20 protein-coding genes are annotated in these 23,810 nt (G+C 60.9%); 17 read left to right on the top strand and 3 right to left on the bottom strand.

Going from position 1 to position 23,810, the window contains the following annotated elements:
• The first annotated feature begins 40 nt into the window (after positions 1–40).
• The gene (locus tag BMOU_RS00100; RefSeq protein WP_034873633.1) at positions 41–1,408 is read left to right on the top strand and encodes a dipeptidase; all 1,368 of its coding nucleotides are present in this window, start codon (positions 41–43) and stop codon (positions 1,406–1,408) included.
• A 6-nt stretch (positions 1,409–1,414) separates the two neighbouring features.
• Here BMOU_RS00100 and BMOU_RS00095 read toward each other — a convergent pair whose 3' ends face one another.
• Together BMOU_RS00095 and BMOU_RS00090 are read right to left on the bottom strand one after the other, a co-directional pair.
• Positions 1,415–2,113 carry an ABC transporter ATP-binding protein gene (locus BMOU_RS00095; RefSeq protein WP_034874370.1) on the bottom strand — a complete coding sequence of 233 codons (699 nt, stop codon included), beginning with the start codon at positions 2,111–2,113 and terminating at the stop codon, positions 1,415–1,417.
• A 46-nt stretch (positions 2,114–2,159) separates the two neighbouring features.
• Positions 2,160–3,878, bottom strand: coding sequence for an FtsX-like permease family protein (locus BMOU_RS00090; protein ID WP_034873631.1), 1,719 nt, complete (start codon positions 3,876–3,878; stop codon positions 2,160–2,162).
• Between the two features lie 191 nt (positions 3,879–4,069).
• Between BMOU_RS00090 and BMOU_RS00085 the strand changes: the two genes are divergently transcribed.
• The 14 genes from BMOU_RS00085 (at position 4,070) to BMOU_RS00020 (ending at position 19,843) form a co-directional block, all read left to right on the top strand.
• Positions 4,070–4,942: a TrmH family RNA methyltransferase gene (locus tag BMOU_RS00085; protein ID WP_034873629.1), complete on the top strand. Its 873-nt coding sequence runs from the start codon at positions 4,070–4,072 to the stop codon at positions 4,940–4,942.
• A gap of 66 nt (positions 4,943–5,008) precedes the next feature.
• Positions 5,009–6,076, top strand: a complete 1,068-nt coding sequence (gene pheS, locus BMOU_RS00080) for a phenylalanine--tRNA ligase subunit alpha (protein ID WP_034873627.1) — start codon at positions 5,009–5,011, stop codon at positions 6,074–6,076.
• 7 nt (positions 6,077–6,083) lie between these two features.
• Positions 6,084–8,693 carry a phenylalanine--tRNA ligase subunit beta gene (gene pheT / locus BMOU_RS00075; RefSeq protein WP_137648311.1) on the top strand — a complete coding sequence of 870 codons (2,610 nt, stop codon included), beginning with the start codon at positions 6,084–6,086 and terminating at the stop codon, positions 8,691–8,693.
• Between the two features lie 32 nt (positions 8,694–8,725).
• On the top strand, positions 8,726–9,430 hold the full coding sequence (locus BMOU_RS00070) for a hypothetical protein (protein ID WP_034873623.1): 705 nt from the start codon (positions 8,726–8,728) through the stop codon (positions 9,428–9,430).
• A gap of 133 nt (positions 9,431–9,563) precedes the next feature.
• Positions 9,564–10,658, top strand: a complete 1,095-nt coding sequence (gene argC, locus BMOU_RS00065; RefSeq protein ID WP_034873620.1) for an N-acetyl-gamma-glutamyl-phosphate reductase — start codon at positions 9,564–9,566, stop codon at positions 10,656–10,658.
• Complete coding sequence (argJ, locus tag BMOU_RS00060) at positions 10,655–11,827, top strand: bifunctional glutamate N-acetyltransferase/amino-acid acetyltransferase ArgJ (protein ID WP_034873618.1); 1,173 nt, start codon at positions 10,655–10,657, stop codon at positions 11,825–11,827. The genes argC and argJ overlap by 4 nt, the downstream gene beginning before the upstream one ends.
• 9 nt (positions 11,828–11,836) lie before the next feature.
• Positions 11,837–12,793, top strand: coding sequence for an acetylglutamate kinase (gene argB / locus BMOU_RS00055; RefSeq protein WP_034873615.1), 957 nt, complete (start codon positions 11,837–11,839; stop codon positions 12,791–12,793).
• Complete coding sequence (locus BMOU_RS00050; protein ID WP_034873613.1) at positions 12,783–14,078, top strand: acetylornithine transaminase; 1,296 nt, start codon at positions 12,783–12,785, stop codon at positions 14,076–14,078. The genes argB and BMOU_RS00050 overlap by 11 nt, the downstream gene beginning before the upstream one ends.
• 20 nt (positions 14,079–14,098) lie before the next feature.
• Positions 14,099–15,067: an ornithine carbamoyltransferase gene (gene argF, locus BMOU_RS00045; RefSeq protein ID WP_034873611.1), complete on the top strand. Its 969-nt coding sequence runs from the start codon at positions 14,099–14,101 to the stop codon at positions 15,065–15,067.
• Positions 15,067–15,585 (top strand): arginine repressor, encoded by a 519-nt coding sequence (locus BMOU_RS00040; protein WP_034873609.1) that lies wholly within the window; start codon positions 15,067–15,069, stop codon positions 15,583–15,585. The genes argF and BMOU_RS00040 overlap by 1 nt, the downstream gene beginning before the upstream one ends.
• Positions 15,586–15,680: 95 nt before the next feature.
• Complete coding sequence (locus BMOU_RS00035; RefSeq protein ID WP_034873607.1) at positions 15,681–16,919, top strand: argininosuccinate synthase; 1,239 nt, start codon at positions 15,681–15,683, stop codon at positions 16,917–16,919.
• Between the two features lie 146 nt (positions 16,920–17,065).
• The gene (gene argH, locus BMOU_RS00030; protein ID WP_034873605.1) at positions 17,066–18,547 is read left to right on the top strand and encodes an argininosuccinate lyase; all 1,482 of its coding nucleotides are present in this window, start codon (positions 17,066–17,068) and stop codon (positions 18,545–18,547) included.
• Positions 18,547–19,053: an HD domain-containing protein gene (locus BMOU_RS00025; protein ID WP_034873603.1), complete on the top strand. Its 507-nt coding sequence runs from the start codon at positions 18,547–18,549 to the stop codon at positions 19,051–19,053. The genes argH and BMOU_RS00025 overlap by 1 nt, the downstream gene beginning before the upstream one ends.
• Before the next feature lie 7 nt (positions 19,054–19,060).
• The gene (locus BMOU_RS00020) at positions 19,061–19,843 is read left to right on the top strand and encodes a putative ABC transporter permease (protein WP_034873601.1); all 783 of its coding nucleotides are present in this window, start codon (positions 19,061–19,063) and stop codon (positions 19,841–19,843) included.
• Between the two features lie 21 nt (positions 19,844–19,864).
• On the opposite strand, the gene BMOU_RS00015 is transcribed toward BMOU_RS00020, so the two are convergent.
• Positions 19,865–21,676 carry a DUF975 family protein gene (locus tag BMOU_RS00015; protein ID WP_034873599.1) on the bottom strand — a complete coding sequence of 604 codons (1,812 nt, stop codon included), beginning with the start codon at positions 21,674–21,676 and terminating at the stop codon, positions 19,865–19,867.
• A gap of 175 nt (positions 21,677–21,851) precedes the next feature.
• Here BMOU_RS00015 and tyrS point away from each other — a divergent pair, with 175 nt between their 5' ends.
• Positions 21,852–23,174, top strand: a complete 1,323-nt coding sequence (gene tyrS, locus BMOU_RS00010; protein ID WP_034873597.1) for a tyrosine--tRNA ligase — start codon at positions 21,852–21,854, stop codon at positions 23,172–23,174.
• A 58-nt stretch (positions 23,175–23,232) separates the two neighbouring features.
• The gene (locus BMOU_RS10755) at positions 23,233–23,748 is read left to right on the top strand and encodes a hypothetical protein (RefSeq protein WP_412093554.1); all 516 of its coding nucleotides are present in this window, start codon (positions 23,233–23,235) and stop codon (positions 23,746–23,748) included.
• Positions 23,749–23,810: the final 62 nt, after the last annotated feature.

Raw genomic sequence — 23,810 nt, 5'->3', positions numbered from 1 at the left:
GGCTTGCATTAGCCGTACTCGATTGATATTAAGGAGAATCATGGCAGCATTACGTGCCGATGACATCCGTGCACGCGTGGAGGGTGATTGGGAACGCATCGTCGACGTACTCAACCGGAAGATCGCATTGCGGTCGGTTTCCGCGAAAGGCATCACCGCCGAACATATGAGACGTTCCGCGGAATTCGTGGCCGAGGAATTGAGAAAGGTCGGCGTCGATGCCAAGGTCGTGCAATCGCATAATCCCGATGGCACACCAGGCGCATGGGAGGTCATCGGCTCGAAGATTGTTGATGAGCATGCGCCGACCGTGCTGCTCTATGCGCACCATGACGTACAGCCGGTGCCCGATGCAAGTGCCTGGAACACCGATCCGTTCGTCGGTACGCAGATCGATACGCGATTGTACGGCCGTGGAGCCGCCGACGACGGCGGCGGCATCGCCATTCATTCCGGTGCGTTGAAGGCGCTTGGCGACGATCTGAAGGTCAATATCAAGGTGTTCATCGAGGGTGAGGAGGAGATGGGCTCGCCGAGCTTCATCCCGTTCATCGAGGAGCATCGTGACGAATTCAGCTCCGATGTGATCATCGTGGCTGACTCGGGCAACTGGTCCGCCGAAATCCCGTCGCTGACCACCTCGCTGCGTGGCAACACCGACCTCGACGTGCATGTCAGGGTGCTACATCACCCGGTGCATTCCGGTCAGTATGGCGGACCGATTCTCGATGCGAACACGCTTGCGTCCATGCTGATCGCCTCCATGTATGACGAGCAGGGCGATCTTGCGGTGCCGGGCATCGCCTCCGAAGAGCCGATCGGCGGCTTGCAGCGGGATATGGACGAGGCCACCGTGCGTGCGGACGCCGGTATCGTCGGTTCCTATCATCTTGCCGGCACCGGTTCGCTTGCGGCCCGTCTGTGGACCAAGCCCAGCGTCACCGTCATCGGCTTCGACGCGCACCCGGTGGAGGGTTCCTTCAATGTGATCTCCCCGGAGACCACATTCCGTCTGAGCCTTCGAACCGCGCCGAACCAACGCCCGGAAGAGGCCCAGGAGGCGCTTGCCAGGTTCATGGTCGAACGTGCCCCGTTCGGTGCCGAAGTGTGGGTCGACAAGCTCGACAACGGCATGGGCTGGGCCATGGATCCCGATGCCGAAGCCACCAAGGACGCCATGAAGGCCATGGAACAGGCCTTCGGCGTGGCGCCGGTCAACAAGGGCGAGGGCGGCTCCATTCCGTTCATTCCGGAGCTGCAATGCATCTTCCCGGAGGCCCAGGTGCTCGTCACCGGCCCTGAGGACCCAAAGGCCAATGCGCACAGCCCGAACGAGTCCATCAGCCTGCCGAGCCTGAAGAACAACGTGGTCACCGAGGCCCTGTTGCTCGACAAGCTCGCCAGGTAGCGACGATCACGGCTTCCGGCGAATCGGAGCGAGCTCGAACACCTCGTCGGAAGCCTTGGACACTTCAGGACTGTGCGTCACGACGATCACGCAACGGCCATCGTCGTGAGCCAATGATTGGAAGATGCCCATGATGTCGTCCTGCGTGGCCAGATCGAGATTGCCCGTCGGCTCGTCCGCCACGATGACGGACGGGTTGTAGCTCAGTGCGCGGGCAATCGCCACACGCTGCTGTTCGCCGCCGGACAGGTGCAGGATCCGTTCGTTCGCATACTCCTCGGGTAGATGCACCTGCCTGAGCAAATCGTTGATGATTTCCTTTTTCGGCTTATCGAACGTCTTGCCGGAGGCATCCATCGACAGTATGATGTTCTCCCCGACGGTCAGATTCGGCAGCAGATTGAAGCTTTGGAAGATCACGCCGATATCATGGCTGCGATACCGGTATCGGTCCTGCTTCGACAGGTCGTTCCCGTCATAAAGGACCCTGCCATCCGTGGGATTGGTCAGGCCGGAGATCAGCGACAGCATCGTGGTCTTGCCGGCGCCGGACGGGCCGGTGATCGCATACACCTTACCGGCATGGAAATCATGGCTGATGCCTTTGAGCACCTTCTTGCCACCTTTGGTGTAGGCATAGCTCACGTCGTCGAGTCGGAGTGTCGGCATGACGGCATCGGAGCCGGTGGCGTCGGTGGCGCTCATGTTGTCCAGGGTTTCCTTCATTTCCGTAGTCATCGAACAAATCCTTTCAGGAACGATCGGCCAGAATCTGCAACGGTTCATACCGCAGCACGAACACCACGGCGACCAATGCCGCGATCAGCGTCAGCCCAAGTCCGACCAACAGCAGTTGCCCGACTACGGCCAGATTGACGGTGGCGTTGATGGAGGAGACGTAGTTCGCCGCGCGGTCCATCATGCCGCCCGGACCGCCCTGCGGCTGTTTGGCGTTATCGGAGGAATCGGAGGATCCGGTGGCGCCGGAGTCCGACTTGGAGGAGTCGGTCGACTTGGAGGAGCCTTCCTTTTGGGAATCCGTGGAGGAACTGGCGCCGTCGGCGCCTGCACCCTGCATGTCACGTCCGAACTGTTCACGTTGGCTGGCCTGCTGCGACTGCTGCTGCTCGACCTGACTTGACAGCAGCTGATTGGAGACCGGCACGGAGGCGGCCGCGCCGATGCCCGCGCCCAAGGCAAGACCGATCATCGTGACGATCAGCAGCTCCAAGGTGAACTGCATGGCGACCTTGACCTTGTTTACGCCGATGGCCGTCAGCACGCCGATCTCATACTTGCGTTCACGGACGTTCAGCAAGGTGATGACCACCAGCACCACACCTCCGACGGCGAGTACCACGATCAGCAGCGTCAATGCGAACTTCGACAGGTTGTTGAGCGGCACCAGGCTGGATTCATAGTTTTCCACATCGGCGGAGGACACGGTGTAGTCGCTGCTCAGTCCGGCCTTTTTCGCGTCCTTGGCGAAGGCTTCGTAATCGGATTTGCTGGCGAACACGTAGGTGTAGTTCAGCTGGGTCGTGGGTGTGGAGGAGTCGGAATCGCCTGACGAGTCGGAATCCGCATCAAGGCCGAGAGACTTCAGCGTGGAGACCGAAGTGTAGATGGCGTTCGCCGGATCGGAGGCGGTGGAGGCCATCGGGCCGCCCATGGCCTGGTTGGAGTCGGTGGAATTCTTATAGATGCCGACGACGGTCAGCTTGTAGGTGGTGCCCGAATCGTTGGGGTTGGCCACGCTGATGGTGTCCCCCACGGAAAGGTTGTTGAAATCCGCGAGCGATTTGGAGATGATCACGTTCCCGTCGCTGCTTTCGTTGTAGCCGAAGACCTTGCCATCGACCATGGTGAAGCTGCCGTTCGCCGCATTGGAGACCGCCTCGTCGGAAGAGAAGCCGACCAGTGAGAAGTCTCCGTTGACGGCTGTGGTGCCGTTGTCCCCACCACCCGGCTGGCCGCCGTCGCCCCCGGGGCCGCCGTTGCCTTGAGGCTGGCCGTTGCCATCGGAGGATGAGCCGGAGTCGTTGGAAGCGGAGGAACTCGATGAGCTGGTCGAATCGGTGACCGGCTGGAAGTCATCGGTTGCGGCGAGCCCCACGGTCTCGGTATAGTACGTGGACTTCACGGAGGAGGAGGCCTTGGCGTATTTCTGATAGTCGCTGAGTGAAAGCTGCTTGTCGGCCAGTGCGCTGCGCATCGCATCGAAGTCCGGTTTGCCGTCTGAATCGCCGGAGTCGGATTTCGATTCGCTGATGAGCTTATTGCGGTCAAGACTGATCTGTGCGGTGATGGTCGTGTTCTCCAACCCGCTGTTCCGGGCGGTTGCCGCCGCCTGCCGGATGGACAGGCCGATGGTCGCCGCGGCGGCGATGATGGTTACGATCACGATGATCAGTATGTTGCGACCCTTGTTTCTGGTCACGCTTTGCCATGCGTTCTTTACGACGAACATGATGATCCTTGATGCCGAAGATGCTGTACGATACGTCGTCGCGATCGACGTGAGACCGATGATAGGGGTCATATCTTGGCGTATGGCGCAAAGAACGCTTGACTCAAACTGAAATGAATCTGGATGTTCGCTGAATTTCAATGTGGCATGAACGGGGTGTGCGATGGAACGATGGTGTTAGGCTAGCGCGTATGCCTATTACAACCGAAGTCATTGCGAACCCCAAGGCGGGACGTATCCGACGTGTCGCCGAGCTTACGGAACGCAAAGGTCGAAAGCGTGCCGGCCGCTTCCTGGTGGAGGGGCCTCAATCGGTACGAGAGCTGCTGACCTGGTACCCCGACGTCGTGCAGGATCTGTATGTGGAGGCGATCGGCACCGAACCCGACGCCCCGTTCCTCACCGATACGGTGGCGCAGATGGCGGGCAAGGCCATGCAGGCCGGCGCCTATGTGCACAAGGTGACGCATGCGGTGATGCGGCATATGAGCTCCGATTCACAGGGCGTGCTCGCCGTGGCGGACATGCGGGGATTCCTGGACGCCGCCGGAAGCGTGGAATCCCTCGACGATGACGCCATGGTGGCCGCATTCTGGCAGGTTCGCGATCCGGGCAACGCGGGAACCGTGATCCGTTCCGCGGACGCCGCCGGCTGTGCGGCGGTGATGTTTGTCGACGAGTGCGTAGACATCTTCAACCCGAAGGTCATCCGCTCCACCGCCGGTTCCCTGTTCCACCTGCCGGTGCTTGCCATGGGTACGGACGAGTTCTTCGCGTGGTGCGACGATCATGGTCTCGCCGTGTATGCGGCGGACGTGTACGGTACGGATGCGCGGCTTCCGGAACCGCTGACCGATGTCCTCTCCGAACCTCGGACGACCGCCGGGGCCAAGGCGGTATTGTTCGGCAACGAGGCACGTGGATTGACGTCGGAGGTGCTGAACCGTACGGATCGCATCGTGTCGATTCCGATTTACGGCAAAGCCGAGTCCCTGAACCTCGGCACCAGTGCGGCGGTGATGCTGCTGAGCCTGGCTATGTCGAGTCATGTTGAAAGAATGTGAAGTCGGAAAACGTTGAAATTGCGCGTTTTTTCGCGTGAAACAAACGGGAAATTAGAAAGGTATCTCGTGGCAGAAGGTGCGGTATTCGACGCCCAAGCGGTAACCGATGCGGTTGCCGAGGGCATCGCGAAAATCGAAAACGCCTCCAGCATGGAGGAATTGAAAGCCATCAAGACGCAGTACGCCGGCGCGGAATCCGCGATGACGCAGGCCAGCAAGGCCATCGGTGCGTTGCCGAAGGATCAGAAGAAGGAAGCCGGCCAGATCATGGGTAGGCTGCGTGCCGATTTCGGTCGCGCGTACGGTGTCAAGGAACAGCAGGTCAAGGCCGAGGAAGAGGCCCGTGCGCTGGCCGCCGAAACCGTGGACATGACCCTGCCGGTCAATCGCAAGCCGCTGGGTGCGCGCCACCCGCTGCCGAAGCTGATGGAGGATGTCGAGGACTTCTTCGTCTCCATGGGTTGGCAGATTTCCGACGGTCCGGAAGTGGAGACCGAATGGTATGACTTCGATGCCCTGAATTTCGGACCGGATCACCCCGCGCGCCAGATGCAGGACACCTTCTACGTCAAGGGCAATCAGGCCAAGGACGCCGCCGGCTTCGTCGGCTCCAACATGGTGCTGCGCACCCAGACGTCCTCCGACCAGGTGCGAGGCCTGCTGACCCGCGGCGTGCCGTTGTACATCGCCTGCCCGGGCCGTGTGTTCCGCACGGACGAACTTGACGCCACCCACACCCCGGTGTTCCATCAGGTCGAGGCCCTCGCCGTCGACAAGCACCTGACCATGGCCGACCTGAAGGGCGTGCTCGACAAGCTCGCCGTGGCCATGTTCGGCCCGGAGGCCAAAACCCGTCTGCGCCCGAGCTATTTCCCGTTCACCGAGCCGAGCGCCGAGCTTGACCTGTGGTTCCCCGACAAGAAGGGCGGTGCGGGATGGCTCGAATGGGGCGGCTGCGGCATGGTCAACCCGAACGTGCTCAAGTCCGCCGGACTTGACCCGGAAGTCTATACGGGCTTCGCCTTCGGCGTCGGCGTGGAGCGCACGCTGCTGCTGCGCCATGACATCAACGACATGCACGACCTGGTCGAAGGCGACGTGCGATTCAGCGAACAGTTTGTGATGGGGGAGTGATTGACCCATGCCAATGGTTGACATTGATTGGCTCAAGGACCATGTCGAGGTTCCGGAAGGCCTTACTTACGAACAGCTTGCCAAGGATCTGGTGAAGGTCGGTCTCGAAGAGGAGGAGATCCACACCTCCCAGCTCATCGGACCGATCGTGGTCGGCTACGTGGTCGATGCCACGCCGGAGCCGCAGAAGAACGGCAAGGTCATCAATTGGTGCCATGTTGACGTCGGCGATGAATACAACGAGACCGACGAGAACGGCAACAAGGTGCCGCGTGGCATCATCTGCGGCGCGCCGAACATGGCCGCAGGCGAGAAGGTCGTCGTGACCCTGCCGGGCGCGGTGCTGCCGGGCGACTTCAAGATCGAACCCCGCAAGACCTACGGACACATCTCCAACGGCATGTGCGCCTCCGAGCGTGAGCTTGGCCTGGGCGACAACCACGACGGCATCATCCTGCTGCGTAAGTATGGCTTCACTCCGGAGGAATACGAAAAGCTCAAGCCGGGTGACGATGCCATGCACCTGCTGCATCTCGACGAACCGTTGCTGGAGATCAACATCACCCCTGACCGCGGCTATGCGTTCTCCTATCGTGGCGTGGCCCGCGAATACCATCACTCCACCGGCGCGACCTACACCGATCCGGCCGTCGCGCTGAATGAGAAGGCGCCGGTCACCCAAGGCCTGCCGGAGGGCACGAAGACGGATATCGAAGTGATTGTCGAAGACAACAATCCGATCCATGGCGTGGTCGGCTGCGACCGTTACTACGCCCGTGCGGTGCATGGCTTCGATCCGGCAAGCCACACTCCGAATTGGATGCGTCGCCGTCTGACCCGCGCCGGCATGCGCTCCATCTCCTTGGCCGTGGACGTCACCAATTATGTGATGCTCGACCTCGGCCAGCCGATGCATGCCTACGATCTCGACAAGATCGAAGGCCCGATCGTGGTGCGTCGCGCCGCCGAAGGCGAGACCCTGACCACATTGGATGGCAAGAAGCACGACCTGAACGTTGAGGACCTGCTCATCACCGATTCGCCGAACGGCGAACGCGGCTCACGCATCCTCGGCATTGCGGGTGTAATGGGTGGCCTGTATGGCGAGGTGACCGCCGAGACCAAGAACATCCTGCTTGAGTCTGCACATTTCGATCAGGTGTCGATCGCACGTTCCGCGCGCCGCCACAAGATCCCGTCCGAGGCCTCCCGTCGTTTTGAACGCGGTGTGGATGACCAGCTGCAGCCGGCCGCCGCACAGATGGCCGCCGAACTCATGGTCAGATACGGCAGTGGAGAGCCGAGCGAACACCCCACCGACGTGAACACCGTCGGCTGTGCGCGCACCATCCATTTCAAGGCCACCGAAGTGGCCCGTGTGGCCGGACTTGACACCGATGTGAACACCATCAGCGGCATCCTGACCGACATCGGTTGCTCCGTCGCGGGTGGCGGCAACGGTGAATTCTCCGTGACCCCGCCGAGCTGGCGTCCGGACCTCAACGAGCCGTGCGATCTGGTCGAGGAAGTGGCCCGTCTGGTCGGCTACGACGAAATCCCAGTCACTGTGCCGCCGGCTCCCGTCGAGGGCAAGGTCGGCCTGACCGCCGAACAGCTGCGTAAGCGTCAGGTCGCTGATGAGCTCGCGGAATATGGCATGGTCGAAACGTTGAGCTATCCATTTGTCGGAGACGAGGACTACAAGTACTTCGCCTACGACAAGGACGAGATCAAGAAGATCAGCGTCGAGATCGCCAACCCGCTCGCCGGGGATCGGCCGTTCCTGCGCCGCACCATCATTCCGACCCTGGCCCAGACCGTACAGCGCAACCTGCGTCGTGGTGTGGAGAATGTGTCGCTGTATGAAATCGGCCACGTGTACCTGTGGGATCCGAACGCCCCGGCCATCCCCGCGCTGCCTGGCGCGGTGCGTCCGACCGACGAGCAGCTGGAGGCACTTGACGCCGGCCTGCCGGATCAGCCGATGCATGTCGCGGGTATTCTGACCGGCGATGCCGTCGACACCGGCTGGATGGGCGAACGTCGCGCCGTGGACTGGAGCGATGCCGTTGAGGCCGTGCACCGTATTTCCGATCGCATCGGAGCGGGCCTCACGCTGGACCAGCCGAAGGCCGAGGATGTTCCGGCGCAGTGGCATCCGGGCCGTGCCGCCCGTGTAATGGCCGGTGATGTTTTCATCGGCATGGTCGGCGAGCTGCATCCGCATGTGAACGAGGCGTTGGATCTGCCCGCGCACTCCGCCGCCTTCGAACTCGACCTGACCGCGCTGTTCGCCACCTTGAGCGGCAAGCCGGTGCAGGCCAAGCCGATTTCCACCTTCCCGCCGGTCAAGCAGGATCTGGCCTTCACCGTGCCGACCGATGTCGCCGCAGCTGCACTGCAGCAGGCCATCGTCGAGGCCGCAGGCGATAGCCTGGAGGACATCAAGCTGTTTGACGTGTACACCGGCGACCAGCTGGGCGAAGGTGTGAAGTCCTTGGCCTATGCCGTCACATTCCGCGCTCCGGATAAGACACTGACTTCCGAAGACAGCGAGGCGATTCGTAAGCGTATTGTTGACGAAGCGGCCAAGCTGGGCGCGCGGTTGCGTGCCTGACGTTTCGAACAACGATAGATAAGAGGACGATGATGAACGAACCGGAGCAGTACCAGTCGAACAATCCCGATGAGCATCAGGAGACGGCCGGTGCCGCCCCGGCCTCGTCATCTTCCGAAGGCTCGAATGCGCCTCAATACGGACGGTATGCCCAACCTGAATATGGCGCGATGGCCAACCAGTATCCTTCCGGATACAATCCGTATGTCTATGGTGCACCGGAAAACGAGACTCAGGATTCCAGCCGGCAGAATGCCGGGGCGCAGCAGCCCCAGCAGTACAGCGGACAGCCGGGCAACCCATACCAGAATCAGCATCCGTATCAGAACAATCCCTACGGCTGGAATGCCGGTCCGCAAAACCAGTACGGTCAGCAGCAGCCGAACGGTCGCCAGCCGCGGATGCGGGGCAACATCGATCTGAACGACCCCAATCAGAACCCACTATATGGGCATTGGGATTCCTATGCGATTCTTTCGCTGGTGTTCACCATTCTTCTGCCGGTGCCGGTGGTGCCCGCCTTGATGGGCGCCGTGGCCATGTGGCGTACCAAAACCTTTCATATGAAAGGATTCTGGCTGGGAGTGGCCGCGCTGGTGATCAACGTACTCTACACCATCGGCGTGATTTGGATGGCAATGCACGGCATCTCCTCCACCGAACTCTATGACCAGCTATTGCAGCGTATGCTCGGCGGCGGGTCGGGGTCATCCGGATCTGATTCGCTTTCCGCCTGATTGCCGCCGTGCCGTGCGCGTCGGCACATCGCGATGACCACTATCCGACACGTTCTGAATGCATAATTATGCAATGTACTGCATAAAGTGTATGCTGAGGGTGTTTCAGTGAGTCAAGGAAAAGAGACGTGACATGGCCAAATATACGGTAGCCGTGGCTGGTGCGACCGGATATGCGGGGGGTGAGGCGCTCCGTATACTTGCCGCCCATCCGAATTTCGAGGTGACATGCGTCGCAGGCCATTCCTCGGTGGGAGACAGGCTCGGCAAGCACATGCCGCATATCCCGCAGCTGGCTGACCTGGTGGTGGAGGACACCACCCCTGAGGTGCTTAACGGGCATGACGTGATTATTCTCGCACTGCCGCATGGCGCTTCCGGGGCGCTGGGCTCCGAGCTTGATCCGGATGCCGTGGTGGTGGATCTGGGCGCCGACCATCGACTCGAGGAGCGGTCGGCATGGGATGAATTCTACGGCGGCGACTTTTATGAGCATTGGACCTACGGCATGCCGGAACTCATCACCGGTACCACGGCCGATGGTTTGTATATTCGGCAGAGGGAAGCCCTCCCGGGTTCCAAGCGCATCGCGGGACCGGGCTGCAACGTGACCGCCACCACATTGGCTCTGCAGCCGGGCGTGGCACAAGGCCTGATCGAACCGAAAGACATCGTGGCCGATCTGGTGGTCGGCTACTCCGGCGCCGGCAAAAACCTGAAACGCGCCAACCTGCTGGCTGCCGAGGCGTTCGGATCGGCTCTGCCATATTCCGTGGGCGGCACGCATCGGCATATTCCCGAGATTCTGCAGAACCTTGCTCATGCGGCCGGTAGGGAAGCCGACGCCGCCGATGAATTCACACTTGGATTCACGCCCATTCTGGCGCCGATGGCGCGGGGCATCCTCGCATCCGTCTCCGCCAAGCTTACCGATAAGGCTCTGGGCATGAGCGATGCCGAAATTCGACAGGCATGGCTCGACGCCTATGCAGGGCAGGATTTCATGGTGATGCTGCCGGAAGGCGTGATGCCGGCCACCGCCAACATCATCGGCTCGAACGCTGCCCACATGCAGGTGGTCGTCGACCATAAGGCCAGCCGCCTGCTGGCGTTCGCGGCCATCGACAACCTCAACCGGGGCACCGCCGGACAGGCCGTGCAATCGTTGAATGTGGCATTGGGACTTCCTGAAGACGCAGGACTTACGAAGATTGGAGTGGCACCATGAGTGTAACGTTCGCACAAGGATTCTCCGCAGCCGGTGTGGCCGCGGGCATCTCCGCAGTCGAAGGCAAGAAGGATCTGGCGCTGGTGGTCAACAACGGTCCGCTGGATGCGGCGGCCGCCGTGTTCACCACGAACCGTTTCTGCGCGGCGCCGGTGCAATGGTCTCGTGCAGTCGTCTCCGACGGCCATGTCAAGGCCGTGATCCTGAATTCCGGCGGTGCCAATGCCTGCACCGGCAAGCCTGGCTATGAACAGTCCCGAGCCACCGCCGAAAAAATCGCCGGACTGCTGGGCGCATCCGCAAACGATATCGCGGTATGCTCCACCGGTCTTATCGGCGAACTGTTGCCGCTCGACCATGTGCTTGCCGGCGCGCAGGCAGCATTCGACGCACTGTCCGATGGTGCCGAAGCCGGAGCGGATGCCTCCCATGCCATCATGACCACCGACACCAAGCCGAAAACCGTTGAACTGGAAGGCTCCACTGGTTTCCGTGTCGGCGGCATGGTCAAGGGATCGGGCATGATCGCCCCGCAACTGGCCACGATGCTATGCGTCATCACCACCGATGCCGTGGTGAGCGCGGGCCAACTTCAGGCCGCGCTGAACGCAGGCGTGGAGATGTCGTTCAACCGCATCGACGTGGATGGCTGCATGTCCACCAATGACACCGTGCTGCTGTTGGCTTCCGGCGCCTCCGGAGTGGAGCCGGATCCGGACGAGTTCAACGAACTTGTGGCCGAAGCCACCGCATCGCTGGCACGACAGATCGTCGGTGACGGTGAAGGCGCAAGCCATGATATCCGTATCGCGGTCACCGGAGCCACCACCGAGGACGCCGCACTGGCCTGCGGTCGGGCGGTTGCCGCGTCCAATCTGCTCAAGTGCGCCATCGCGGGCAACGATCCGAATTGGGGCCGAATCCTGAGCTCTTTGGGCACGGTTTCGCCGGAAGACGCACCGTTCGAAGCCGAAAAGGTCACGGTGGATGTCAATGGCGTGCGCATCTGCGAGAACGGTGGGGCCGGGCGTGACCGGTCCGAGGTCGACATGACGCCGCGTGAGGTGCATATCGATATCGACCTCAACGCGGGAGACGCCGAAGCGACCGTCTGGACCGATGATCTGACCCACGAATATGTGCATATCAATGCAGACTATGAAAGCTGAACACAGGTAATGACGACAGAACTTAAGGGACCCGGTTTCCATTTCGATGTGCATACCGACCTGCGCGCCGACCAGAAGGCCGAAGTGCTGATCGAAGCGCTACCATGGCTTGAGGAATTCGCCGGACAACGCATAGTCATCAAGTATGGCGGCAACGCGATGATCGATGACCATCTCAAGCAATGCTTTGCCGAAGATATGGTGTTTCTGCGCCAGGTGGGCCTGCATCCGATCGTAGTGCACGGCGGCGGTCCGCAGATATCCCAGATGCTCAAGGCCTTGGGCATCAAATCGGAGTTCAAGGGCGGCCTGCGTGTCACCACTCCGGAGGCCATGGACGTGGTGCGTATGGTGCTGACGGGCAAGGTCTCCCGTGACCTTGTCGGTCTGATCAACGCGCATGGGCCGTTCGCGGTTGGCCTGTCGGGCGAGGACGGCGCTCTGTTCTCCGCCATGCAACGCAAGCCCATGATCGACGGCGAACCCACCGATATCGGTCTGGTCGGCGATGTGGTGAGCGTTGACGCCTCCGCCGTGGAGGATCTGATCAACGCCGGCCGCATTCCCGTGGTCTCCTCGGTGGCCCCGAATGAGGATGACGCCACCGAAGTGCTGAACGTGAACGCCGATTCCGCAGCCGCCGCTTTGGCGGCGGCGCTGGGTGCCAGTAAGCTGGTGATATTGACCGACGTTGACGGCCTGTATGCCGACTGGCCGGATCGTGATTCCCTGATCGGTCGCATTGGCGTGGAGAATCTGCGCGACATGCTGCCCGATCTGGAAAGCGGCATGCGTCCGAAGATGGAGGCCTGCGTGCGGGCACTCGATGGTGGTGTTCCACGCGCCCACATCATCGATGGCCGTAAGCCGCACTCCATATTGAATGAGATTTTCACCACCGCCGGTATCGGAACCATGGTCGTTCCCGAGGACGGCGTCGAAATGAGGAGCTCCTATGGCAACTGAACAACTGGAAACGATGGGAAGCGAAGATGCGAAGTGGCTGGGGGAGTACTCCCAGGTGCACATGAACGTGTTCGGCACCCCGCTACGCGTAATGGATCATGGAGAAGGCGCCCATATCTGGGACGTCGACGGTAACGAATACCTCGATTTTCTGGCGGGTATCGCCGTGAACTCCCTTGGCTACGCCCACCCGAAGTGGGTCAAGGCCGTCAGCGAGCAGGCGGCCAGGGCCGCGCATGTGAGCAACTATTTCGCCACCGAACCACAGATCAGACTCGCGGCCAGGCTCGTCGAACTGGCCGGGGCCCCGGATGGCTCCCACGTGTACTTCGGCAATTCAGGTGCGGAAGGCAATGAGGCGGCATTGAAGCTCGCCAAACTCCATGGACGTACCCTGCCGGGTGCGCTGCCGTCGATCGGAGGTAAGCCGGCACGCATCCTCGCGTTGACGCATGGTTTCCATGGCCGTACTCTGGGCGCGCTTTCCGCAACATGGAAGCCAGCCATTCGCAACCCCTTCGAGCCGCTTGTCCCGAATATCGAATTCGTTGAAGCCGGCGACGCATGCGCGTTGCAGGACGCCTTCGCCGAAACCGGGCAGGGGCACCATGGGAAGGGACCGGTCGCGGCGGTCATCATGGAACTCATCCAAGGCGAGGCCGGTGTGCGTCCGGTCGGGGCCGATTATGTGAAGAGGGCCCGTCAACTGTGTGACGAACATGGCGCCCTGCTCATCATCGATGAGGTGCAGACCGGCATCGGCCGCACCGGCTCCTGGTTCGCCTTCCAACGCAAGGACCTTTCCGGCGGCATCACCCCGGATATCGTCACCTTCGCCAAGGGTGTGGGCGGCGGTTTCCCCATGGGCGGCATGATCGCCTTCGGATCCAAGCTTTCGGCGCTGTTCACCCCGGGTTCGCACGGCTCCACATTCGCAGGCAACCCGTTGGGCGCTTCCGCGGCCCTGGCTACGTTGAGCGTCATCGAGCAGGAGCATCTGGTGGCAAACGCCGAGGCACGAGGCGAACAGCTGCGCAACGGCATCGCATCCTGCGGCAATCCGCTATTCGTGTCGGTGCGTGGCCGTGGCCTGCTCGACGCGGTGGAACTATCGCACCCGTGCGCGCATGCCGCCATGAACTGGGCCTTGGAACATGGCCTCATCGTGAACGCCGTGACCCCGAGCGCACTGCGCCTCGCCCCGCCGCTGATCGTCACCGAACAGGACGTCGATCAGGCCGTATCCGTACTCGCCGGAATTCCCGCCGATCTGCCCAACGACTAATACTTGAAAGGAGCCAGCGCATGGCAACTCCCGAGCTGCGTCACATGCTGCGTGACGACGACCTGAACCACGAAGAACAGAAGCAGGTGCTGGAACTGGCCATCAAGTTCCATAAGAACCGTTTCCATCATCAGCCGTTTGCCGGACCGCAGGGCATCGCCGTGTTGTTCGACAAACCCAGCACGCGTACCCGTTCCAGCTTCTCCATCGGTGTCGCCGAACTCGGCGGCTATCCGCTGGTCATCGACAAGTCCGGTTCGCAGCTGGGCCGTGGCGAGCCCGTCGCCGACACCGCACGCGTGCTGGACCGCATGGCCTACGGTGTGGTCTGGCGTACCTTTGGCCAGGACCGTGTCGAGGAAATGGCCAGATACTCCACCCATCCGGTGGTCAACGCCTTGACCGATGAATTCCATCCATGCCAGATTCTCGCGGATTTCCAGACCATCGCCGAACATCGTGGCGGAGTCGACAACCTGAAGAACCAGACCATCGCCTATCTGGGTGATGCGGCCAACAACATGTCGAACTCCTATCTGCTTGGTGGCGCCGTGGCGGGCATGAACGTACGTGTGGCCGGTCCGAACGGATACCTTCCTGATCCGCGGATCGTGGCTGACGCACAGGCCATCGCCTCCGAAACCGGCGGTTCCATCCTCGTGACCACCGATCCGAAGGAGGCCGTGGCCGGCGCCGACTGCGTGTTCACCGATACCTGGGTTTCCATGGGGGAGGAGGCCGAATACGCCATTCGTTCCAAGCCTTTCTGGGACTATCAGGTGAATGCCGACCTCATGGCCCTTGCCAAGCCGGATGCGATTTTCCAACACTGCCTGCCGGCCTACCGCGGCAAGGAAGTCACCGCCGAAATCATCGACGGTCCACAGTCCGTGGTCTGGGATGAGGCCGGAAACCGTCTGCACGCCCAGAAGGCGCTGCTGACTTGGCTGGCAGGCAAGGCCCGCGGCGATGAAAGCCTGTTGGTCTGATGACCGACCACACTCCTGCGTTGCAGCGCCCCGCCACCCGTGCCGCTCGACTGAGCGCCATCGAGCAGGCGCTGCTTACGCGCATCGTCACTTCGCAATCCCAACTGTCGGGCATTCTCGCGGATCAGGGGATTGCAGTGACCCAGGCGACGCTGAGCCGGGATCTTGACGAGATTCATGCCACGAAAACCAGACTCGCCGACGGAACCGTCGCTTATGCCATCGGCGTGCAGCAGCCGGATGAAGGCCCTGCGACAAGTCCGGACGCCAAAGCCGAGCAACAGATTAGCCGGGTGCTGTCCGGTCTGGTCACTTCGGTGGCGGCTGCACGCAATCTCGTCGTGGTGCACACTCCCTCCGGGGCGGCGCAATATGTGGCCAGCGTCATCGACAGGCAGCCGATAGAAGGGGTGCTCGGCACCATTGCCGGCGATGATACCGTCATGGTGATCTGCGCTGATGATCCCAGCGCGAAGCAACGTGCGCAATGGCTGCTTGACGTCGTGTCGAAAGGGTGAACAACCATATAGTGGACACGACGCACCATATATGCATAAATATACGGAGCAATGCATATACTACTGAATAACATCTGTTGTGAGAAAGGGAAACCATGAGCGATCAGAATCGTCTCGTCCTGGCGTACTCCGGTGGTCTGGACACCTCCGTCGCCATTTCGTACCTGAAGGAACGCACCGGCAAGGATGTCGTGGCCGTATCCCTCGATGTCGGCCAGGGCGGCGAAAGCCTCGAGACCATCAAGCAGCGTGCTCTGGCCTGTGGCGCCGTCGAAGCCTACGTGGTCGACGCCCGTGACGAATTCGCCAACGAATATTGCATGAAGGCCCTGAAGGCCAATGCCATGTACGAGGGCGTGTATCCTCTGGTCTCCGCCATCTCCCGTCCGCTTATCTCCAAGCATCTCGTGCGCGCCGCCCATCAGTTCGGTGCCGACACGATCTCTCACGGCTGCACCGGCAAGGGTAACGATCAGGTGCGTTTCGAGGTGTCCATCGCCTCCATCGACCCGACTCTGAAGGCCATCAGCCCGATTCGCGACCTGTCGCTGACCCGTGATGTCGAGATCGCTTTCGCCAAGGAACACCAGTTGCCCATCGTGCAGACCGAAAAGAGCCCGTTCTCCATCGATCAGAACGTGTGGGGCCGTGCCATCGAGACAGGTTTCCTCGAGGATCCGTGGAATGGGCCGACCAAGGACTGCTACTCCTACACCGACGATCCGGCGTTCCCTCCGGTCGAGGACGAGGTCGTCATCGAATTCAAGCAGGGTGTGCCGGTCAAGATCGACGGCCATGATGTGACCCCGCTGCAGGCCATCGAAGAGATGAACCGCCGTGCGGGCGCGCAGGGCATCGGCCGAATCGATCTGATCGAGGACCGTCTGGTCGGCATCAAGTCCCGCGAACTGTACGAGGCTCCGGGTGCCGTGGCCCTCATCACCGCCCATCAGGAGCTCGAAAACTGCTGCCTCGAACGTGAGCAGCACCGCATCAAGCGTGATATCGACAAGCGTTGGGGCGAACTGGTCTATGATGCGCAGTGGTTCTCTCCGGCGACGCAGTCCCTGAACGCCTTCATCGAAGATACCCAGAAGTACGTTTCCGGAGAGATTCGCATGATTCTTCACGGTGGTCGTGCGGTGGTGACCGGTCGTCGTTCCGACACCTCGCTGTACGACTATAATCTGGCTACTTACGATTCCGGCGACAGCTTCGATCAGAAGTCCTCCAACGGCTTCATCGATATCTACGGCCTGCCGAGCCGTGTGGCCGCTGCACGCGACGTCAGGTTCGGCAACGGCATCGAGGTTCCGGACAACACCGTCGAGTGATTCGGATTTCAGGCTCCAGCAGGCGGAAGCTGCCATGCGCACAGTGTGGTTGAGGATGGCCGAACGTCTTGGAAGGCGAACCATCCTCAGTCGGATTCGACCGACAGCTCCTACCGGCGGGAGCCTTATGTGTAAGGTATGTATCTATGACTGAAAACAATACTGAGCATCTTGCATTATGGGGTGGTCGTTTCAAATCCGGCCCCTCCCCGGAACTGGCCCGACTGAGCAAATCCACCCAGTTCGATTGGCGCCTGGCCGACGACGACATCGCAGGGTCGCGTGCCCACGCCCGTGCCCTTGGACGGGCAGGCCTGCTGACCGCCGACGAGCTGCAGCGCATGGAGGATTCCCTTGACGAGCTGCAGCGCCGTGTCGACTCCGGTGCCTTCGCTCCGATCGAAGATGACGAGGACGAGGCCACCGCGCTGGAACGTGGTCTGTTGGAGATCGCCGGCGACGAGCTCGGCGGCAAACTGCGTGCCGGCCGTTCCCGCAACGACCAGATCGCCGCCCTGATCCGCATGTGGCTGCGCCGTCACAGCCGTATCATCGCCAAAATGCTGCTCGGACTCGCCGCGACACTGATCGAACAGTCCGAAAAGGCTGGACGCACCGTCATGCCGGGGCGCACCCACATGCAGCACGCCCAGCCGGTGCTGCTGGCCCATCAGCTCATGGCCCATGTATGGCCGCTGTTGCGCGATGTCGAACGCCTTGCCGATTGGGACAGGCGCATCGATGCCAGCCCATACGGCTCCGGCGCCCTTGCCGGTAACACCCTTGGTCTCGAACCGGTCGCGGTGGCCCGTGAGCTCGGCTTCTCCAAGGTGACCGCCAACTCCATCGACGGCACCGCCAGCCGTGATCTCGTCGCCGAATTCGCATTCATCGCGGCCATGACCGGCGTCGACATCAGTCGACTGTCCGAAGAGATCATCATCTGGAACACCCAAGAATTCGCCTTCGTGCATCTTGACGATGCCTACTCCACCGGCTCTTCGATCATGCCGCAGAAGAAGAATCCCGACATCGCCGAACTCGCTCGCGGCAAGTCCGGCCGACTCATCGGCGACTTGACCGGTCTGCTGGCCACCCTGAAGGGTCTGCCGACCGCCTATGCCCGTGATCTGCAGGAAGACAAGGAAGCCGTGTTCGACCAGGTCGACACCCTTGAAGTGCTGCTACCGGCCTTCACCGGCATGGTCGGCACCATGACCTTCAATAAGGAACGCCTGGAGGCTGAAGCCCCGACCGGCTTCGCCCTCGCCACCGACATCGCCGAATGGTTGGTCAAGAACGGTGTGCCGTTCCGCCATGCGCATGAGCTTTCCGGCGCCTGCGTGAAAATCGCCGAGGAACGCGGCCAGGAGCTGTGGGATCTGACCGACGAGGACTTCATTGAGGTGTTCCGGGACTTCCTGCCGGCCGACAAGGCGCCGCAGGTGCGTGAAGTGCTGTCCACCGAGGGCTCCGTCTCCGCCCGCAACGGCAAGGGCGGCACGTCTCCGCTACGTGTTCGCGAACAGATCGTCGCAGCCAAGACCGCGGTGGAATCCCTGCGTGCCTTCGCCAACTCCGTCAGCGACGGCACCGCCTACAAGACCCCGGAATCCCTACTGAAATAATGCTGACCCGCATACAGATTCAACGGCTGGTCCACAAGCACGGCCGGGAAATCTTCGAGCATGAGCATATGCAGATCGAAAAGAGCTGCTATCAGCACGGCGTGGTGACCACGTTCGCGCATTCCGTGCGCGTGGCCTGCCTCGCCGTATGGATGGCGGACCGGCTGCACCTGTGGCGCAAGGTCGATCTGCATTCGCTCATCCGGGCCGCCCTGCTGCATGACTACTTCCTCTACGATTGGCACGACTGGGACAACGGGGAGCATCGTCTGCACGGCTTCACCCACGGCAACACCGCCGTACGCAATGCCGTCCGCGACTTCCGGCTCAATCATATCGAACGCGACAGCATTGCGAACCACATGTTCCCCCTGACCCCGAGGCCGCCACGATACATCGAGGGCTATCTGGTCACCATGGCCGACAAAATCAGCGCCACCAGGGAAACCTTCTCCATGGATCGATTCAGCAAACCGAAATCCGGAAAACCGGATCGTGGGGAATGACCTTCACATGCTGGCGCTGGAATACCTTTTCCTCTGGTTCGTGCTGTACAGCTTCATCGGCTGGATCTACGAATCGGTTCTGGTGTCCGTCATGGAACGCCGCTTGGTGAATCGCGGCTTCCTTAACGGCCCGCTGTGCCCGATCTATGGAGCCGGTGCGGCGCTGGCGATCGCGTTGCTGCATAACCTGCATAATCCGATTGCGATTTTCCTGATCTCCGCAATCGGGGCGAGCATGCTCGAGTACGCCACCTCCTGGGCCATGGAGAAGATGTTCCACGCACGATGGTGGGATTATGGCGACTATCGTTTCAACCTGCAGGGCCGTATCTGTCTGCTGGGGGCACTGGTGTTCGGCGTCGCCGGCGTGGCCATCGTCGACGTCATCCAGCCGCAGGTCAACGTTTGGACGACGATGATCCCGCTTCCCATCGTGCACTGGCTGTGTTCGATATTCGCCATCCTGATCATCATCGACACCGCCGTCACCGTGATGGGCATCGTCGACCTTGGCGAGAACCTGTCCGCATTCGGCGACGTCATCCAAGGCTATGCGGAGAAGGCCGGCGATTCCTGGCAGTGGGGCAGGGACGCCTTCGTCGATACAGTACGTGGATGGTCGGAATCGTCGCAGGAGATCATCTCCAAAATGCAAAGCAGCGCCATGTCCATGCTCAACAGGCAACAGCGGCGCATGATCAGCGCATTCCCGCACATGAAATCGACGGAATCCACAAAATACAGCAAAATCATGGAAACCGTGCGTGAGATGCTGCGTCGGCGTAAGTGAGTCAACCCGTCCGTGCAACGATCACGAGACCTGCGCCGTTGAGGAATCCTGGTAATCGGTGATGCCTGCGCCGATGTTCGGATGTTTCGCCGAATACGCCTGGTCCATGCAGTAGACGGCCAACAGCGCCACGGCGACGACGCCAAGTTTCTTCGCATCGATTCGGCTGAGCAGGTTATCAAGCGCAGGCGCCAGCAGATATACGATCGCCAGGCCTCCGAGGCCGAATGTAAGCAGTCCTTCGGCACAGATCCTGCCGTTGAGATTAAGGAAGTAGCCGGTATAGTCCCACCAACGCTGGCCGTCGTGCGTCATCTCCAGATACCATGACGAGAAATACTCCAGACAACCGCACAGCACCACGGCGGCGGCGAATTCGAACGCCGGTTTGTCGCGTAGCCGTTTGAGCAGCGTCAGAATGATGGTGCCGCCGGTGCCGTAGATCGGCAGCCATGGGCCATGCAGGGTGCCACGGTTCACAAAGGTGCCTTCGGTGATGAAGGCAAGGCTCACCTCCCACACCCAGCCAACGAAGCAGAAGATGAAGAACATCATGATCAGATTCACCAGCGAATAGCTGCGGTTGGCACTGATGGTGCGCGATTCGCGGAATGAGAACGGCATCGGTGCCGGCGCGAGACGACCCGGATAGACAGTGCCGTCAAGAATCTCCTGACCGATGCGGATCTGTTGGGAATCCTCCCGATATTCCTCGTAGCGCGCCACCTGATTGGAGTGCATGATGCGAATGCCCAGCCACTGGGAAAGAAAGCCGGTGAAACCCCGCGGCCTGTCCGCCGCGACTATCGTGGAGCGCATCTGATCGACGGCTTCGGCCACATCCGCGTAGGCCTTCCGAATCTCCTCGGCATCGGCCTTGGCGAACAGACGGGTATCGCATAGCAGTTCGGATCCCTCGACGCCATGCCGTTTGGCGAGCGCGCGCAGATACACATAGTATTCGGTGAAGAACGACGCATGGTAGCCGTTGGAATAGAAGATGCCGCTGAGACCGACCGTCACGATGTCGAGCAGATGCCAGCCCAGGAACGTCAGCTGCGCTACGAAGCATTCCCATTTGTGGCCCTTCATCATACGACGGGACAGGCCGATGGCCTTGGCGGCGCCGATGGTCGGGTTTTCGGCGATTATGTATGGTACCAGGAAATACGAATAGTGTTTGATGATGCCGCCTATGATGGTCAGTGACCATAATGACAGAAAGAGGTTCTTCACGAACATGGTCCATGCCATGCGCGGCCACTGCCGTGTATGCAATGGGTAGAGGAACCGGCTTGCGGGGATTCTGCCGTAGAGGCGTCCCTCAAGCAGCATGCGGCGCATGACGACACGGTACGTCTGTTGGATGAACAGCCAGACGAACAGGTATACGGCCATGGAAACCATGACCGGTACGATGACCGTGGCCCTGGCGTTATGAGCGATGGAACGCGTTGCATCGGCGATGGACACGATGACCGCACCCGATGAGAACGAGTTGAGCAGGGAGGCGAAAACGCCGCGTGATCTGCCGAACATGGCGTTGGTGTCGTTGCGGACGATCTGCTCCTGATTGAGCTTGACCCGTTGACGGGCGGTGTCCTCCCTGCCGAGCAGGAAATCCTGAAACACGTCGGACAGATTCGAAGAGGCCTGCGTCCGTCCCTCACCGGTCTGGGTGGCGGCGAGGGACGGGATGTCGAGATTGATGCCCCACAGCGACGAGGAGTATTCGACTCCGAAAAACGCGGCGAACAGGCAGATCACGACAATCATCCAATAATGCCTGCGTAGCTGACGCTTGGCCTGTATCTTCATTTCCTTACGATTCATGGGCGGGCTTCTCTCTCGGCGATAATCGGCTGGTATCAACTGTAGCGGGACAAGGGGGAATCGTCGGGATGATCGGTGAAAAACGTCGCGTCCGGCTGTCGTCGTCTTCTGCGAGACTGTAGGGTGCGCAAAAGCGCGGTAGTGACCCACAATTCGATAGGGAGAAATAACAGTCATGGCTCACGTCATCGATTTCAAGGAGGCCGGCTTCGATTCCGTCCTCGATGAACTGGAATGGCGCGGGTTGATTTCCCAGTCCACCGACCGGGATCGACTCGCCGAAGCGTTGAACGGGGAGCCCATTTCCTATTATTGCGGTTTCGATCCGACCGCGGCCTCCCTGCATATCGGCAACCTGGTGCAGCTCATCAACATGCGCCACCTGCAGGCGGCCGGCCATCATCCGATCGCACTGGTCGGAGGCGCCACCGGTCTGATCGGCGATCCACGTCAGTCCGGTGAGCGTACGCTCAATCCGAAGGATGTCGTCGCCGGCTGGGCCGAACGCCTCAAGAAGCAGATCGGCGGCATTCTGGAGACCGAGGGCGACAATCCGGTGCGTTTCGTGTCCAACTATGATTGGACCGCCTCCATGACGGTCATCGATTTCCTGCGTGATGTCGGCAAGAACTTCCGCTTGGGCACGATGCTTGCCAAGGACACCGTGGCCCGTCGACTGAATTCCGAAGAGGGCATCTCCTTTACCGAATTCAGCTATCAGGTGCTGCAGGGCAACGATTTCCTGCACCTGTTCGACGAGTACCATTGCATGCTGGAAATCGGCGGTTCCGATCAGTGGGGCAATCTCACCTCCGGTCTTGACCTGATTCATAAGGTGCGTGGCGTGGATGTGAACGTGTTCACCAGCCCGATCATCACCGATGCCCAGGGCAAGAAGTTCGGCAAGTCCGAGGGCAACGCCGTGTGGCTCGATGCCACCATGCTCAGCCCCTACAAGTTCTACCAGTTCTGGTTCAACCGACCCGATGTGGAGATGGAAAGCCTGCTCAAGGCGTTCACGTTCCTGCCAAAGCATGAGATCGAACGTCTGGTCGAGGAAAGCAGGACCAATCCGGGCGCACGTGAGGCGCAGCGCACCTTGGCATGGGAGGTCACCAGCCTTGTGCATGGCGAAGACGCGACCCGTCAGGCCATTGATGCCGCGGGCGCGTTGTTCGGACGTGGCGCGGACCTGTCCGGCATTGACGAGGCCACGCTTGAAGCCGCAATCGAGGGGCTTAAGGTCGAAGACGAGAATGGCGGGAGGAGCTTCGCACCGGCGGCAGCGGGCGACCGAGTGGCGGAGGCCGGCATGCGGGCTGGTCTGTTCAAGTCGATCTCCGAGGCACGCAAGACCATCAAGTCCGGTGGCGTATACCTCAATAACGTGCGTGTGGAGGATCAGGAACAGACGCTTGGCGAAGCGGACTTCCTGCATGGACGTTTCGCATTGATCCGCCGTGGCAAGAAGGCGCTGGGCGCCGTCGAAAACGTCTGATCGCCCTGAACACCAACGTATATAGCAAAACGACACAGAGAATACCTAAGGATTAAGAATGGCAGAAGAACAGCGCGCAAATCGCGGCAAATCCTACGGCAACCACAAATCCTACGGCTCGGGAAGGCCGGGCAACCACAGCGGCAAGGGGTTCAAGCCGCGCGGCAACGGCGGCAAGTCCTACGGACACAGGTCCGGTGGCTTCCATAATGACGACCATAAGGGCGGCTATCGCAAGGGCAATGGCGGCGGATTCCGCCGTGACCGCGACTTCCATCGCGATGGCGAAGGTGAAGGCCAGGGGCGCCGTTCCTTCCATAACGGCCCTCGTAAGTTCGGCCGTGACGGCGAGCGTTCCGGTGGCTACCGCGGCGGTCGCGGCAACGACAACCCGCGGTATCAGCGCGACGGAGAGCACCGCGGTTTCCGTCGTGATGATCGCCGTGATGGTGATCGTCGTGACTTCCGTCGTGATGATGGTGAGCGTCGCAACTTCCACCGTGATGGCGATCGTCGTGACTTCCGTCGTGATGATCGTCGTAACTTCCACCGTGGAGACGGTCGAGCGTCGTGACTTCCACCGTGATGGCGATCGTCGTGACTTCCGTCGCAACGATGGCGAGCGTCGCAACTTCC

This window comes from Bifidobacterium moukalabense DSM 27321, from assembly GCF_000522505.1.
Lineage (GTDB): Bacteria > Actinomycetota > Actinomycetes > Actinomycetales > Bifidobacteriaceae > Bifidobacterium > Bifidobacterium moukalabense.
This window is presented reverse-complemented; position numbering and strand designations above follow the sequence as displayed.